Below are 15,798 nucleotides of genomic sequence, written 5' to 3' on the forward strand. Positions count from 1 at the left end.
TGTAGAAAAGAGCAAGAAAAAATTCAAACAACTATTTGGAGACGGAGTACCTGCAACATATGCTACCGACCCTGACTTTCAGGACATTCATTCTGAGCATTTTCATTTTTGGGGAAGTTTTCTATCAAGGTGATCTTGATGACAAAAAACGTGAGTTGATTACCCTAGTCGTTCTTGCTACCAACCAGACGTTGCCCCAACTAAAAGCACATGTTAGTGCTGCACTAAACGTTGGGCTGACAGCTGTAGAAATCAAAGAGGCAGTTTATCAATGTGCTCCATACATTGGATTCCCAAAAACGCTAAATGCCATCAATGAAGTCATTGAGGTTTTCATAGGGCAGAATATTGATTTACCGATTGAAAGCCCAAAGACTGTAGATGAAGATAATCGTTTTGATAAAGGACTTGCCGTTCAGAAAGAGATATTTGGTGATGTAATCGCAAAAATGCGGGAAAATGCACCTACAAACCAAAAGCATATTCAGGATTATCTTTCGGCTTTTTGCTTCGGAGACTTCTATACCCGTGGCGGACTTGATTTGAAAACACGGGAGTTGTTGACCTTCTGCATCGTAAGTAGCTTGGGCGGCACTGAAAGTCAAGTAAAGGCACATGTCCAGGGTAACCTAAATGTGGGCAATGATAAGAAAACATTGATTACTGCCATTACCCATTGCCTTCCATACATGGGGTTTCCAAGAACACTAAACGCATTAGCTTGCGTTAATGAAATTATTCCTGAAAATTAAAAATTAAAGTTTAGTGGAGGAATTAAAAATGGCAAAACATGAAGAAGTAAAAAATGGCGTTATTTTCCCAGTAGGAGAGAAAAATGAAGCATATGCACAATATTTTGTGGGTCAAAGTTATCTTAAAACATTGATTGCTGATCCTAAAGTGAGTGTTGGTGTTGGGAATGTGACCTTTGAACCAGGATGTAGAAATAACTGGCATATCCATCGTGATGGATTTCAACTTTTATTAGTAACTGGTGGCGAAGGTTGGTACCAAGAAGAAGGAAAACCTGCTCAATTCTTAAAAGCAGGTGCTGTTGTTGTCACCCATGATGGTGTAAAACACTGGCATGGTGCTACAAAAGACAGCTGGTTTGAACACATTGCAATCACTGCAGGTACGCCGGAATGGTTAGAGCCTGTCGATGATGAAACGTATAATCAATTATAATTTTAGTTTATTACCAAGGATAAATTCCGAAATGACATTGTTTGAAAGGATGAAAAACCGAAATGACAATTGAAAACAAAGTGATTATAATTACAGGCGCAAGTTCAGGAATTGGGGAAACCTCAGCTAAGCTGTTAGCTGAAAAAGGTGCAAAAGTTGTACTTGGTGCGAGACGTGAAGAACGTCTCGCAAAATTAGCTGAAGAGATTAGAGCGAATGGCGGTCAAGCGGTTTACCGCGTCACAGATGTAGTTGATCCAGATGATAGTAAGCAGCTTGTTCAACTAGCTAAAGACACTTTTGGTGGTGTCGATGTTATCTTTTTGAACGCCGGACTTATGCCTAGTTCCCCCCTATCCGCATTAAAAACTGACGAGTGGAACAGTATGGTTGATGTTAATATTAAAGGTGTATTGAATGGTATCGCCGCCGTATTGCCAACATTTACAGCGCAAAAGTCTGGACATATCATCACTACTTCATCAGTAGCTGGGCTTAAGGCTTACCCAGGCGGTGCAGTTTATGGCGCAACAAAGTGGGCTGTTCGTGATTTAATGGAAGTATTGCGTATGGAATCTGCCCAAGAAGGTACCAACATTCGCACTGCAACTATATATCCAGCAGCGATCAACACAGAATTGTTGGATACGATTACCGATAAAAATGTTTCAGAAGGTATGACTGCGTTGTACGAACAATATGGTATTTCACCTGATCGAGTTGCCAATGTTGTGGCATTCGCGATTGATCAACCGGAAGATACGAACGTTAATGAATTTACAATTGGACCAACACGTCAACCTTGGTAATAATGGCAAGATAAAATAAATAAAACTAAGAGCTATTCATTTTCTATGCTTACGCTGTCGAGAAGATCTCGACAGACTTTTAATTTCATCTCAGATTTTATACAGTTTATAAGTAAGCCGATTTTCCTTTTTTTATTTGGGATAATCGGCTTTTTCTGTAACTTTGTGAAGGAATACACTTAAACTAGTCGAGTAGAAGAGAACCTCTCTACCTTGCGGTAGATTGTGTTCTCCCCCCTCACAGAACCGTGCTTGCGCTATTTACGCACACGGCTCCTCCTAGTTACCATTCACAAAATGTAGCTAATCTCTTTTCTTAAGTTATATATATTAACCTTGACCTTTGGTGAAGGTAGTGGATTTTTATCAAGAAAGAGTCTGTACTTATCCCAAGTAAAGGATTTCCTTTGACTTCTTCTATTGAGCCATTTAAACAGTAAGTATTGGATTTTGTCTTTAAAGTTGTTAACACTTTGGGTATTATCTGTGATGCAGTAATAGTTGTAATAACCTGTTAGTGAGCGCTTAAATCTATCCATAATCATATGAATATCTTTATTTCTATTTTTCTTTAACCATTCTTTCGTTTCCTTAAGTTTGCCTTGGACCTTTTTCCTACTTGATTTCCTCTTTACTCGGAAGTTTCCTTGTTTACTCTTACCACAGTAGTGTGTAAAACCTAAGAAATCAAAGGTTGCTGGTTTACCCTCTCCCGTTTGATTTGCATTTTTCTCCGCAAACCTCCCGAAGGGAATAATTTTGGTTTTATCCTCAGCTATTTCTAAGTTAAACTTCTTTAATCTCATCTTTAAGGAATGGAAGAAATCTTGAGCTTCGCTCTTATATTGAAAACAGCATACAAGGCAAGTAGACCACTGGAACCTCCCCAGTAGTCCCTCTCAGAACCGGACGTGAACCTCTCAGCTCATCCGGCTCCCATTATTCAGCCGTAGGCTTAATACCCATTTCCCAGTGTTTAAAGAGCTTGGGGTTTTGTTTTGCAATTCTACCTAAGAAATATTCTGCTCTCTTCTTGTGACGAGCCAATCTTTTGTATTTCTTCCTCGCCCACATTATTAAGGCTTTGTTAATATGCCTTAACGTTGAGTACATTTCAGATTTGTAGAACTTGCCATAGAAATTAATCCAGCCTATGATTTTAGAGTTAAACATATTCGATAGGTCCGTAAGGTCCTTTTCAGCTTTCAGCTGTAGTTTCCAGTCCCTCACTTTTTGCCTAATTGATTTCTTAGCTTTGTTACTAATCGCAGGTGTAAAGTTAATAAAATGCTTTCCCCATCTATTCTTCGAACGTCTTGGTCTGAACGTGTATCCAAGAAAATCAAATGAAGTATTTTCGTAATTTTCTTTCCTATCTTCATCTTTACAATATACAATTCGTGTTTTGGTTGGATGCAGTTCAAGCTTACAATCGTTCATCCTATTGTTTAGAGATTCAAGCAATCTCATTGCTTCTGCTTCTGACTTACAGTGAATGACTGCGTCATCCGCATATCTCGCAAATGGATTATTAGGATGGTTAATAGTCATCCATTTATCAAATGTGTAATGTAGAAAAAGGTTTGCAAGAACAGGACTTATGACTCCACCTTGCGGTGTACCAGAAGTGCGTTCTATTACTCCTTCTTTCGTTTGAAAAGGTGCCTTTAGCCATCTATTAATATATAATTTTACCCATTTAATATTTGTGTGTTTTTCCACTGCTTTTATTAGTAATCCATGATCAATGTTGTCGAATAAGCCTTTAATATCAAATTCTAGAACCCAGTTGTATTTCCAACACCTTTTACGTGTTATCTCTAAAGCTTGAATGGCACTTTTGTTAGGTCTATAACCATAAGAGTCCTCATGAAAGAAAGGTTCTACGGAAGGTTCAAAGTACAGTTTCGCAACCATTTGTGCAATTCTATCTGCAACAGTTGGAATCCCTAATGTCCTAGTACCCCCAGCTTTCTTCGGTATCTCTACAGCCTTTACTGCTGGGGGAAAGTAACTTCCTGAGGACATTCTATTCCATAGTTTATAGAGATTATCTTTTAGATTCATTTCGAATTCTTCTATTGACTCTTCATCACTTCCAGCTGACCCTTTATTTGCCTTTACTCTTAGAAAAGCTTCATAAACTACCTTTTTAGATATCGCATATGGCTTTGTTTTACTCATAAGTTCCTCCCACTAAAATGGTTGACTTGCTCATAAAACTGAATAACATAACCCCTTTGTTCCACCTCCGTTAGGAGGTTTCATTACTACTACGGGTTATTCCGCCCCTATACATGGCATTGGTACTCTGATTCTTGTGGGGCTTCCACTTGAATTTCTCCCTTAACATCCATGTCGTAGGTTCCCACGTTCCACACTCAAGCCTATATTAAGTTCACGCCGCCTTTATACCGGTCACCGAACGGACAGTAAACAGGTTTCCTCCGAACTTCTCCTGAGTTAACGACTCCCCCTCAGTTTTGATGACATCCCTACGCTTTCGATACTTCTTCAGCGGTTCAATGGTTTTCGTCTCCTTAATATGTACCTGACAAAGTCTGGCTCTGCCTTTTCCTTAACGCTCAATACCATAGCTTTTGACTACAGCACCTTAAGGTGGTTTGTAATCTCTACCTGTATAGCGATTACGAGAGGCCAACTCTCATCTTGAGTGCAGCATAGCTTCCTTATGTGCTTACGCACACTTTGGTTGCTTTCGTGGCACACAATCATCTGCATACCTTACCATGTATGCTTGTCCCTTACACTGTTTCCTAACTCTTTTCTCAAACCATAGGTCGAGGACATAGTGTAGGTAAACATTAGCTAGTACAGGAGATATAACTCCACCTTGCGGTGTTCCATTATCTGTCTTGTATTTCTTACCTTCCTCCATGTACCCACCTTTAAGAAACCTACCAATTATTCTTAGTAAGTTAGGGTCAGCAATTCGAAGTTTTAGGAACTCAATCATCCATCTGTGGTCAACGTTGTCGAAGAATCCTTTAATATCTACATCTACAACATAATTTACTGATTTCTTTTCAATATAATAATTCAATATCTTCAAAGTATCATGGCAGTTACGGTTTGGACGAAATCCAAAAGAGCAATCTAGAAAATCATTTTCATAGATGGTATTTAATATTTTCGTAATACCTTTCTGTACAATCTTATCTTCATGTTCCGGTATCCCTAATGGTCTTTTCTTGTTAGAGTTAAGTTTCGGGATATACATTCTCCTTACTGGAACAGGACGATATCTTTTGCTTTTAAGACTACTTACTAAGTCCATGATATTTTCTTCTAGATTTTCACTGTATTGTTCTTTGGTTGTACCATTAACCCCGGTTGCCTTCTTATTAGGAAGTTCGAAATGACATTGAACTAGTGATTGCTCATTTAGTAAATGTGCAAGAGACGTAAATTTCATTTTAGGATCAGATTTTGCTAGTTCTGCTATCCTTAGTAGTTTTGTTTCCATTTATTATTCCTACCTCTGCGTGTAGTAAATGTTTCCCTAGCAAGGGTGATAACTGGTAGCTAGCCTTTCCTCCATTGGCATTACCCAACTTCATTGGTGTAGAGTCGAAGGAGGTCGGCAAAAGCCTTCCTCCGTCCGCTCAATCAAACGGATCGTACAGTTTTCCCGTAATCCGCTTTCCTTTATGTCATCCTTTAGATGCAACTTTGGATTCTAAATCTGGAATTAATGAAATAAGGTTTACAAGTTTGTAATCCGAATAGAGTTTGGATTCGTGAAGTTTCTTCCAACCCATGTTTCGCCATCTTTTAAATCGATGGCTCCATATTCTTCTTACAATCCAGCGTTGGAGTTTATTGAAGAGTTTTCTAACGTGAGCTTTACGATAGTAGTTACCCCATCCTCTGATAACAGGATTGATACTCTCTATTAACTCAAATAAGCTTAATGGGATTCTTCGTTTTGTACGGCTACGTATAGTGTCCATGAATCGCTTTACTGATTTCTCAGTAGGAATTGCATAGATGTTTATGATATTAGGTTGCTTTTTGATTTTATGGCGAGGAAGTTTAAGTCCTTTTCCCTGTTTAATCTTATATCCTAAAAATTCAAAACCCCATTTAATATGTGTAATTCTGGTTTTCTCAGGGTGAAGTGTTAAGCCAATTTTAGATAGTATTTGTCTTGCATCATTTAATGCTTTCACTGCTTCATTTCTTGTTTTACAGAGTACTACCCAATCGTCGGCAAATCTTGTAAGTCGATACCCTTTATCAACCATTTCATGGTCAAATGAATCTAGATAGATGTTACTGAATAACGGACTGATTACCCCACCTTGCGGTGTGCCTTGAGTGGTCGCATGTTTCTTTCCCTTTTCCATATAGCCAGCTTCAAGCATTTGCCTAATGAGTCGTAAGACTCGTCCATCACTTACTTTTTCCGCGATTTTATTTATTAACAATTCATGTTGGACATTCCCAAAGAAATCTCTTAAGTCTGCATCTAGGACCCATTCGCAACCATTGATAATCTCCCGATATATCTTCCTCATAGCTTGATGGGTAGACCTTCCTGGCCTATAACCAAAACTACAGTCATTAAAAGTTGGTTCAAATATTGGCTCAAGACGATTCTTTAAAGCCTGTTGACAAACTCTGTCCCGAATGGCAGGAATTCCAAGAGATCTCTTCTCGTTTGGTTTATTTCTTTTAGGAATGTTAACTCTCCTGACCGGTAGTGGCTTATATGAATCATTTTTCAGTCTCTGGTGTAGTATGTCTAGTTCTTTATACTGTACCTTTTCAAAATCACTAATACTGATATTGTCGATTCCTCCGCTACCTTTGTTTTCCTTAACTTTTTCCCAAGCCATCAATAGATTTGTTGGGTGGTAAACCTTATCTATTAAAGAATGAATCTTTCTTGTTGTACCATTATCCGTCATTGGTTTCGTATTCTCCACATACAAGTTTAGGGTCTTTCACAAAGGGAACTTTCCGTTCTTGTTCGTTTTACTCGCAAAACTAATTTCGGATTTTGGTTCCATAAAGCAAGCTGCCTTCCCCATTTATTTACCTTTTGAATAAATAAATGACATCTATATAGATGTTCCAGACGTTTTTGTTGTTCGTCTGTTTAAGTACTATTCAGCTCTCCGACTTCTCGCAGTGCATTTGTGTCCATTTCGGGGTTTCCTTATAGTTCACATTACTGGAGTTCTGTGAATTTCTTTACCGGATAACTGTCACAGAAACAATTACCCCGACTTTATTTAACCACTTGTCCCTAATAAGTGTTATTGTTCCAGACACTACGAGATCTCCATGGGTCGCTACATTCATCTTCCATACCATACCGCCCGCACACACCTTGGTACGATGGGTGGACTAGTGGTGCCTTCGCCTCCATAGTGCAGGCTCGACCTTGCCCCATCTTTGGCCGACCGGTTCGCATTTCGGGTAGCCCCGTTTCACTACGGCCTGGTATTTCTCCTCAAGCCCTTCAGACTCCACCTCGCGGTGGACGCCCTGCCCTCTGATGATAAATCATCAGCCCTTGAGACATTACTCCCAAGTTTGGATATGAATCTCCTAGTCCGAGATTCAGTGGGACTTTAACCCACCTGATGAACGTGCTGCCACGCACGCACTACGCTGCTATCCGACTCCCTACATCGGCATTTGGTTTCCTTACTTTTTATCGCTTGTACACCATACTCTTCTAAAAAGAAAAGACCGGTAGGGTCTCCCGAGTTGCCGTATCATATCAATGTGTAACGTGCCAAGGTCTCTGACCCCAGAGAGGTTATATCCATCTTGCCTTTAGCGATGAAGATAATGTAGCTTTCTGCCGCAGTTAAGGCATCAGCCCTCTCGGTTTACTAACATTATGGAGCTCAATCCCTTCAACCATTTGGCTTTCGGCCCGCCACCTAACTGTCTACGCTTAAAAACTAAAGTTACCTTTAGTCCTCCAAGACTCGCTACGAGCGAATGGCTAGTTCTTACTCGACGGGAATCCCACCCGTTATATGATACGACCTAGGCTCGGCCGCACAACTGCTTCGATAGTTTAAGTACATCATTTCACAATCTTTCTTTGCAAAAAAGGCGACCTCCTTCTTGAAGTATCGCACCCGTTAGCCATCCATGCAGCGCAAAATCAGCGCTGCACCACAGAGAATGAAAATGGCTAAGACCGTCTATACTGTTTTAATGCTGGCGAAGAAGGTCTTTGAACTATGGTGCCTTTGAGCCCATCCGTTAGTCTGACTCCAACGACCCGGTGTACCACCGACTGTCGCGCCCATTATGGGTAGCACTCATGGGAGATTAATCCTTTTTCTGGTTGTTGCGCCGGCTACACCTTATTTTAACTTAATTTGAAGGGTACTAACTCACATTTGATTTATCAGACCAATCTTAAACAGATCGCAAGAGGCTCAGCCTTTTTTTAGTATTGCTGGGTCTATTTTTCTATGCTTTTTTTCAGTTTTTATTTTCATGGGAGTTTAAGTACGTTTCTTCACAAACTTACTTGGTGATATATGTCTATAACTTCTATGTTGCATAAATAATTAAAAGCAATCCTAAATACATTAAAGAAGAACACTTTACTATTTTTTTTGCTTTGAGATGTTAAATTTTTATAAACATTTTCTGAATCAAACAATGTTAGGCTAGAACCTTGTTGAACTTTTTTTAATATCAACATTGCCTATTAACAGATTCTTTCATTAAAAAACCGCAAAACAACATTTGGTTTCAAAGTTCAATCTTGAATGGCTGTCACGACACCATTATCCAAATATACGTATCCATTTGTATACACCCATTGTTCCGAGACTCCATTAACGGTTTCGGTGCGATTTACATCAGTAGGGATGCCCCAAATGGACCTAACCTCATCAGCCGTCATTCCGATTGCAGGTCGAGAAGGTAAACCTTCTTTTGCTTCACTTTCTTCGACTACTTGTTTTGCGATTTCAAAGTCTTCCGTGTCTTCATATTGGTTCATCAATTTTACGTAAACGGAATTAAACGGTTCTGGAAGAGTGGCGAATTCTGGAACTTTAACTAGGTCCAAGGAAATAGTATCGGCAGGAGCTCCTTGCTGTTGAGATAATTTTGCCTCAACTACATGATAAATCCCCTCTACTACCGTTCCTTCAGATTCTGGGTCTGCAGTTATATAAGTAATTTCTTCTAAATTACCTTCATTATAATATTCGATAGCCGATGCAATCGTAATTTCTTCTCGAATTTTATTTGCGTCACCAAGCGATAAATACTCATAATTGATTAGGTCACCTAATGCCATTTTTTCTTGATTGCTTCCGTTTTTAAGCAATTCACTTACGGATGTAACATAGTGGTCTTTTGCATAGGAATCTAAATGGGATTCTTGAATCGGATTTAAATTATATTGTGATAAATATTCCTTATATTCCCCTTTGTTAAAAAGATTCTGGAGCTGAATGGCTGACTTTAATTCATCTTTGATTAAGTGGAAATCATATTGAGAATATGGTTGAATCTCACCGATTTTTGGGTTTTTCAGCAAGGTCGAAGTTTTAGTATATTCCCCTTGGTCTACACTTTTTTCAATTGTTTTGGCTTCTTGATTTAATTGTTCAACTCTTTGTTCTTCTTTTACTTCCATCCTTTTTTGGTGCTTGTAGTAGGAGATCCCTCCAATAGCCAAAACCAATACAATACACACAAAAATTATATAAAATTTTTTCAATTCCATATTCCTTTCTGATTTCGATTAATAAATTCTGGATATTAGAGTTTAAGTGTATAGCTCGAATAATCTTTTTATGCATTCTTACCTTTAATCTGCTATTGTCCCTTCAATCGGGAGCAAAATTGAAAGGTCTTTCGTGCCTTCTGCTATCACCATCAGCTTAACGGTGATGACCGTATTGTATTCGTTTATCTCGTCTTTCATATTTATTCCGCAGGCAGGCAACAATCCGATTGATAAAGGTGCTATCAAAAGGCATTTAAGTAACTTCTTCATAAAACGACTCTCCTTTTTGATGTTATTATGCCCTAGAACAGTGCGAATAAGGTAAATGAAAAAATGAGGAGGATGATACTAGATATAATCCTTCAGTTCCGACAGGAACTGTCTAGCCTTTACCTGAGTAATGTAGCCATTCTCAATTTAAGCTAGAAACATTTCTCACAATTATTCTGCTCCGTTAGTGAAACTAGAAAAGGAGCTGCCGCAGCAGCCCCAATCTTCCACTATTGCACCCGTTAGCCATCCATGAAGCGCAAAAATCGGCGCTTCACCACAGAGAATGAAAATGGTTAGGAAGTGTCAATACTGATACTGACCTTAATCCAGTCAACCCTAATCCATAGACTCATTAATTATCGCTCTCCTCTTTTTTTTAACGATTGAGCAGGGTCTTCTTAAGTAATGTCATTTTCTAATCTTGAAGAAACTTATTTTCATGGTAGTTGAAAAACAAAAAAACTGCCGAAGCACCTAGTGATCTTTAACAATTGCACCTTTTTGTATTTCTAATTTCCTGCCTCAACCATAACATTTATTTATTGTTTATTTAAAGATTTTCTGTATTGGTATTGTTTCCAATGAAATCTTATATAACAACCAACACAAAAACCTAAAATTGCAATAAATGCGGCTGCAGCAACCATAATGGTGAAGACATAACCTAAAATGGTCCAATTCATTAGAAAACTTATTAATCCCCCTGCTAGACAAATGACCGCAATTGTCTGATTGAATTGCTGCTGATCCCATTCCTCAGGAATATATTGTGAAGGGTGCTTTCTAAAAAACAGCTTAGCTAAACGCATTACAGGATTAAATTCAAAAAATAAGCCCATTAAACCTGCTAAGATAGGAATAGCAAGGATCCATTCTTGCTTAGTTATCCATGTAAACAATACAGACCCCACTATAAACCACTGATTTGTTCGCACAAGCGGACGAGGAACTGAACGTACTTGACTTCCCATCAAATCCAACCTTCCTTATCGATTTTTTTAATTTACTTTGATTTTTCACTTTTTTCTATTTTATTATGAAAAAAAGAGAAAATGATTGAACTCCAACTGGTTTCTTCATTTTTAAGACCTCCAACAGGGTAAAATTTAACCTTATTTTAGCACTACTTCTTCGACTAACCTGCTCCGTTAGCTGAATAAGGAAAAATTCAGCTGCAGGCATTCCTTACTTTACATACTTTCCATGTTCTGTCCCTAAGCCCTTGATTGTCACGTCTTTTCCTTGTATATCTATGGGATTTTTGGACTGTATATGTCTAATGGCTCCAGGTGGTTATCTTGGGCATAATACAGTTTATATACATTAGAGGTGGGATATTATGAGGCTAAGAAATGGAGATTTTTATACTAATGTTTTTACCAATAAGTTATATAGGCTAAATGAAGATGGCGATAGCAACTGGTACTTGAGTTTGCGTGATGAAGAAGGTTATCATGAAACAGAAAAGACCTCAGGGCGTGATATGATTAGATTGGTAGAAGGTGGGTATAAAAAAAGCAAATAAAAAAAGCTACCCATTTCTGTCAGGGTACCTGTAATCAGATGCTTTTAGTGGAAAGTCGGTGAAACTTGAAACAATATAAGATATTCCAAGGAAAAAGTCCACTTTATGTCGAATATAACAACTAAAGGGGATGACCCAATGAATAAAGTTGAGTTATTAAAAAGATTATTAAATGGTAGTCGAGGTAATATGTTTTCATTAGAGATTCCTACTACAAAAGAAGATGAAAAAAAGATTCAAGAATTGGTTAGAGTTTTAGAAACAGAACAAAAAATTAAATTAAGAGAATATGTACAGAGAGAATACTCAGTTTATTTACATGGAATAATTAAGTATGCATCCGAATAATCGGATGCTTATTTTTATTTGATAATTAGGAGAATTTTTGATTATGTGATACACTTTGTTTACCATTTGATTTACTTGTTTACATGTGCCCTACTCATTCGTGAGTGGGGCTTCTTGTTTTAAAAGAAAAAATAAAAAACAGACTCTCTGAAGAGCCTGCTTAATTTTGTTCTTATTATTAAGCTTTACGCACGTTAGCTGCTTGAGCTCCACGTTGACCTTGCTCAACGTCAAAAGTAACTGTTTGACCTTCGTCTAAAGATTTGAAACCTTCGCCTTGGATCGCTGAGAAATGAACGAATACGTCTTCTCCGCCTTCACGCTCGATGAATCCGAAACCTTTTTCTGCGTTAAACCATTTTACTTTACCTTGTTCCATTTTGTTTCCTCCTGCTGTGTGCATTGCACACAATGTGTTACTATCCTTGCACTCAGTGATCATCAAGACGAAAAGTTAATCTTATACTATCCTTTACACCGAACAAAAATAATTCTACTAAAGTTTAACATTTTATAAAAGTATTTGCAAGAAAACATAAACACAACCATTTTTGCTACTCTCAAATTTCACACTTGGTTTTAGATTATTATGTTGTTCTTATTCAAGTAAAGCACCCGTTAGTGGAATAAGACCCTTTCCAAAAATGAAATTATGAAAATACTCAACCCATAAGCCGTAATTGACTTGTGTAGATTATTTCACTTATTTTCAATTACAACACATCATCGCTTAATCAATGCCGACAGGTCTACTTCTAATACTTTATCTTCTTTATCGTTGTAAGTAGATAACAATACAGTAATGATTCCCGATTCATTCTTCGTCTCTTTCTTATCGATAACCTCGGCGATGGTATACAATTCATCACCAGGATACACCGGTTTTATAAATTTCATATTATTCATCCCTGTTCCAGCGATGATATCATCACCATAGATACCTTGTTCAATCCAAAGCCTTACTGAAATGCTTAATGTATGTAGTCCGGAAGCGATGATTCCATCAAATCTCCCCTGCTTTGCTTTTTCCTCATCTAAATGCATATATTGAGGATCAAATTCTCCTGCAAATCTCATAATATCCGCTTTTGTCATTTTGAAGGACTTAGTTTCAAACACCTGTCCAACTGTAAACTCATCAAACTTCATAATTACACCTCTTATTTAGAAACTTTTGCACTTGTTTATATTAAGGTAGCATCAAATGCACATCAAGTTAAAAAAATACTCAAAATCCTCTAAAATCAATAGAAAAGATACTTTTTTGGGGATATATATAATTCATCTTTGCAATTGTAAATACCTTATTTAACTATCCTGTTTCGTAAGTTCAATAAGAAAAAAAGACGCTGCTGCAGCAACCTCTTGTTTAACTCTTGCACCCCGTTACTTTAAGTACAACACTTCACAATCTGCTTCGTTAATCAAACCAAAATAGGCGATGCCTTGTCAAAGCATCGCACCCTTTAGTTGAAGAAGAAACTCAGATGTTATTTGCAATACGCACTACCTAATGCTTGTTCTTATTAACTATTTGCATGAAGGTCATGAGCAATTCGTGACTTTTCCATAACTTTTTATTTTTTAATTATTTCTTTTCGTTCTACCATTTGAGGTGGTTCTTCCATCCATCCGTTATTAATCATAATCTTTGCACCTTCATGGGCATATTCGAAAATATCTTTAGTAAAAGCAGTATTTTTTGCTGCCAAGTCATTCCGTAAACTAAAAGCAGTTCCTACAGCATTGCCCCCCATAGAAAAACTGCAAAACATACTGGTACAATACATCATGAGCTTATCAGAAAACGGAGCAACTGTTGAACGTGTTGCATTTCCGCCCGAAGTAGCAGGTATTTGAATACCATCTTCGAGAAATGTTTCACTCATTTCTTTAATAACACTTTTGGAGAGTTCTGCTCCTTTTGCAAAAAATTTCTTTACTTCTGTACTATTTGCACATTGAGCAAAACCAATAATCATTTGTAAACCAGTAACATTTGATTCAATGCCATGATAAATATAAGCAACTTCTATCGTGTTTAATGTTCGTTTTTTACCAAGTTTAGTAAATGGATTCATTCCAGCCAAATAGTCTTTGTCTTTTACAAACTCAGTTGAGTTGGGCATAGAAACATAAGGAGAGCGAGCAATCATTCCTTTTTCAATCAAATATTGTGTGCAAGAATTATAATACTCTTGGGTAATGGCGGTAAGCTCCTTAAAAAGCATGATAATGTCTTCACGATAAGCCATGTTTATATTTAGAGTATGCAACCCCATACTAATTTCTTGTAGTAACCGTACAAACAGGATATCAAAACCATTCTCATATAGCTTTGGAACATCTTTATTGACATCTTGAGAAGAAAATCCGACTGGGATTGCAGCCCCTTCACTTTTAAAAATATGTGTTATTTTGCCAACATAAATGTCTATTTCATTGTATAAATCAGTCATGATTTTTTTGGCTTTTTTGTCATCAGCTTTTTCAATAAAGTATTCTAGCATTCGCAAAATCATCGTTTTCTCTTGGTATGTAATCCATAGAACTCCAAGTTCGGATGACGTTATTGCAGGTTTCTCAGGCATACTGGAATTCCTCCTATATTTTTTCTTCTTTTATTTTGCTCTACAAATAATACAATATCCTAAAAAAATTTACCTACTTTACCTCGTTAAATGAATTATAGAAAATAATATTTTTTCCTTTAGCTAGAATATTTCAATACTGTATTAAGGAAAATAAATTTGCTTGAAAAATTCGAAGAAGAAAATTGGAGGAAATTTTGATGGAGGGATGGAAGAACCACCCCATCTCCAAATAAATACGAATAGTAAAAGAAAAGTGATAGAAGTGAATATCAATGATAACAAAAGATGAGCTTGAAAAAATACTTTGGAGTATTGCTTTACCTGGGTTTGCTCAAATTCTGAACAAGAAATTTTTTAAGGGATTACTTTTCATTGGATTAGAAATATTGATTAATGTCCAATCCAACTTTAATGATGTAATTATTCTGAGTTTTAATGGGGAAATTGAAAAAGCCATTGGACAAACGAATTACCAATGGTTGATGTTTTATCCTTGTCTTTATTTTTTTGCGATTTGGGATGCTTACAGTGATGCAAACGGTAAAAAAGCATCCTTAGCGTTTCTTCCGTTTGTGTTTTCCGCTTATTTAGTTACATTAGGGCTTATTTACTCAGCAACATTTAAAGTAAAAGGAATATTACTCGGACCAATTTGGCTACCAATGTTGTCTTTACCCATCGGAATAGGGATTGGATTTTTTTTGAGATATACACTTTTGCAATTTATATATGATGCCGAGGAAACTTAGGAACACTAGATCAAAGAAATTAGCGTGTCTTCAATAAAATAAACGCCAATGGAATCCTTGGGCGTTTATTTTTATTGAACTCCCTCAGTTTGATACGAATATCTCTCGAATGCTCACTTATTCGCAGGATTTCATAACCCTTGTTATTGGATTTCCGGGTAATTGAAATGAGATCAGATCATTTTGGCTAACCTGCCCCGTTAGCTGAACAAAAAAAAGAATGCCTTCTTAAAGTATTGCACCCTTCAGATTGAATAACACTAATATTCACTACTATTACAACCACACTCATATTCCTTGAATTTATATTCTTTGTAAAGCCTAAATTCTTTAAAATCACTTGTATCCGATTCATAAACCTTAACCACGGGAGCAACATCCACTTTTGCCAATTCCCTTATTTGTTTATCCATATCCTCGGAAGCCTCTATATTATATTCGTTCATATCTAAATAAAGATTATTATGTTCACAAACTTCATACGTCACTGCGATATAATATTTTTTCATTTTTCCACTCCCTCAATTTTGTGTTACCCTAATATGCCCGATTCTTATTGGACTATCTT

General features: G+C 37.2%; 17 protein-coding genes. 6 read left to right on the plus strand and 11 right to left on the minus strand.

Features of this window, described 5'->3' with window-relative positions; translation table 11 throughout:
* Positions 1-59: 59 nt before the first annotated feature.
* The 3 genes from QF028_RS12000 (at position 60) to QF028_RS12010 (ending at position 1,997) form a co-directional block, all read left to right on the plus strand.
* Positions 60-752: a carboxymuconolactone decarboxylase family protein gene (locus tag QF028_RS12000; protein ID WP_429465662.1), complete on the plus strand. Its 693-nt coding sequence runs from the start codon at positions 60-62 to the stop codon at positions 750-752.
* Between the two features lie 28 nt (positions 753-780).
* Positions 781-1,188 carry a cupin domain-containing protein gene (locus tag QF028_RS12005; RefSeq protein ID WP_429465664.1) on the plus strand — a complete coding sequence of 136 codons (408 nt, stop codon included), beginning with the start codon at positions 781-783 and terminating at the stop codon, positions 1,186-1,188.
* A 62-nt stretch (positions 1,189-1,250) separates the two neighbouring features.
* On the plus strand, positions 1,251-1,997 hold the full coding sequence (locus tag QF028_RS12010) for an SDR family oxidoreductase (RefSeq protein ID WP_429465666.1): 747 nt from the start codon (positions 1,251-1,253) through the stop codon (positions 1,995-1,997).
* A gap of 290 nt (positions 1,998-2,287) precedes the next feature.
* Here the strand turns inward: QF028_RS12010 and QF028_RS12015 are convergent, their stop codons facing one another.
* The 7 genes from QF028_RS12015 to QF028_RS12045 form a co-directional block, all read right to left on the minus strand.
* Positions 2,288-2,803 (minus strand): group II intron maturase-specific domain-containing protein, encoded by a 516-nt coding sequence (locus QF028_RS12015; protein ID WP_429465668.1) that lies wholly within the window; start codon positions 2,801-2,803, stop codon positions 2,288-2,290.
* Between the two features lie 133 nt (positions 2,804-2,936).
* Positions 2,937-4,181, minus strand: a complete 1,245-nt coding sequence (gene ltrA, locus QF028_RS12020) for a group II intron reverse transcriptase/maturase (RefSeq protein ID WP_429465585.1) — start codon at positions 4,179-4,181, stop codon at positions 2,937-2,939.
* 514 nt (positions 4,182-4,695) lie between these two features.
* Positions 4,696-5,484, minus strand: coding sequence for a reverse transcriptase domain-containing protein (locus QF028_RS12025; RefSeq protein ID WP_429465670.1), 789 nt, complete (start codon positions 5,482-5,484; stop codon positions 4,696-4,698).
* 187 nt (positions 5,485-5,671) lie between these two features.
* Positions 5,672-6,931 carry a group II intron reverse transcriptase/maturase gene (gene ltrA / locus QF028_RS12030; protein ID WP_429465672.1) on the minus strand — a complete coding sequence of 420 codons (1,260 nt, stop codon included), beginning with the start codon at positions 6,929-6,931 and terminating at the stop codon, positions 5,672-5,674.
* Between the two features lie 1,826 nt (positions 6,932-8,757).
* The gene (locus QF028_RS12035) at positions 8,758-9,732 is read right to left on the minus strand and encodes a hypothetical protein (protein WP_429465674.1); all 975 of its coding nucleotides are present in this window, start codon (positions 9,730-9,732) and stop codon (positions 8,758-8,760) included.
* 90 nt (positions 9,733-9,822) lie between these two features.
* Complete coding sequence (locus QF028_RS12040; RefSeq protein WP_429465676.1) at positions 9,823-10,011, minus strand: hypothetical protein; 189 nt, start codon at positions 10,009-10,011, stop codon at positions 9,823-9,825.
* A 542-nt stretch (positions 10,012-10,553) separates the two neighbouring features.
* Complete coding sequence (locus QF028_RS12045; protein WP_429472292.1) at positions 10,554-10,985, minus strand: DUF4395 domain-containing protein; 432 nt, start codon at positions 10,983-10,985, stop codon at positions 10,554-10,556.
* A gap of 368 nt (positions 10,986-11,353) precedes the next feature.
* Here QF028_RS12045 and QF028_RS12050 point away from each other — a divergent pair, with 368 nt between their 5' ends.
* Together QF028_RS12050 and QF028_RS12055 are read left to right on the plus strand one after the other, a co-directional pair.
* Positions 11,354-11,539 carry a hypothetical protein gene (locus tag QF028_RS12050; RefSeq protein WP_098935193.1) on the plus strand — a complete coding sequence of 62 codons (186 nt, stop codon included), beginning with the start codon at positions 11,354-11,356 and terminating at the stop codon, positions 11,537-11,539.
* 138 nt (positions 11,540-11,677) lie between these two features.
* A complete protein-coding gene (locus QF028_RS12055; protein ID WP_369449401.1) occupies positions 11,678-11,887 on the plus strand; it encodes a hypothetical protein in 210 nt (69 codons plus the stop codon).
* A gap of 178 nt (positions 11,888-12,065) precedes the next feature.
* Here QF028_RS12055 and QF028_RS12060 read toward each other — a convergent pair whose 3' ends face one another.
* The 3 genes from QF028_RS12060 to QF028_RS12070 form a co-directional block, all read right to left on the minus strand.
* Positions 12,066-12,266, minus strand: a complete 201-nt coding sequence (locus tag QF028_RS12060; protein ID WP_042463323.1) for a cold-shock protein — start codon at positions 12,264-12,266, stop codon at positions 12,066-12,068.
* 344 nt (positions 12,267-12,610) lie between these two features.
* On the minus strand, positions 12,611-13,036 hold the full coding sequence (locus tag QF028_RS12065; RefSeq protein ID WP_429465679.1) for a MaoC family dehydratase: 426 nt from the start codon (positions 13,034-13,036) through the stop codon (positions 12,611-12,613).
* A gap of 428 nt (positions 13,037-13,464) precedes the next feature.
* Positions 13,465-14,478: a DUF3231 family protein gene (locus QF028_RS12070; RefSeq protein WP_429465681.1), complete on the minus strand. Its 1,014-nt coding sequence runs from the start codon at positions 14,476-14,478 to the stop codon at positions 13,465-13,467.
* Positions 14,479-14,753: 275 nt separating this feature from the next.
* On the opposite strand from QF028_RS12070, the gene QF028_RS12075 reads away from it, so the two are divergent.
* Entirely contained in the window at positions 14,754-15,230 is a 477-nt protein-coding gene (locus tag QF028_RS12075) for a hypothetical protein (RefSeq protein WP_429465683.1), read from the plus strand.
* Positions 15,231-15,490: 260 nt separating this feature from the next.
* Here QF028_RS12075 and QF028_RS12080 read toward each other — a convergent pair whose 3' ends face one another.
* The gene (locus QF028_RS12080; RefSeq protein ID WP_429465685.1) at positions 15,491-15,739 is read right to left on the minus strand and encodes a hypothetical protein; all 249 of its coding nucleotides are present in this window, start codon (positions 15,737-15,739) and stop codon (positions 15,491-15,493) included.
* Positions 15,740-15,798: the final 59 nt, after the last annotated feature.

The sequence above is a fragment of the Neobacillus sp. B4I6 genome (assembly GCF_050434045.1).
Classification (GTDB): domain Bacteria; phylum Bacillota; class Bacilli; order Bacillales; family Cytobacillaceae; genus Neobacillus.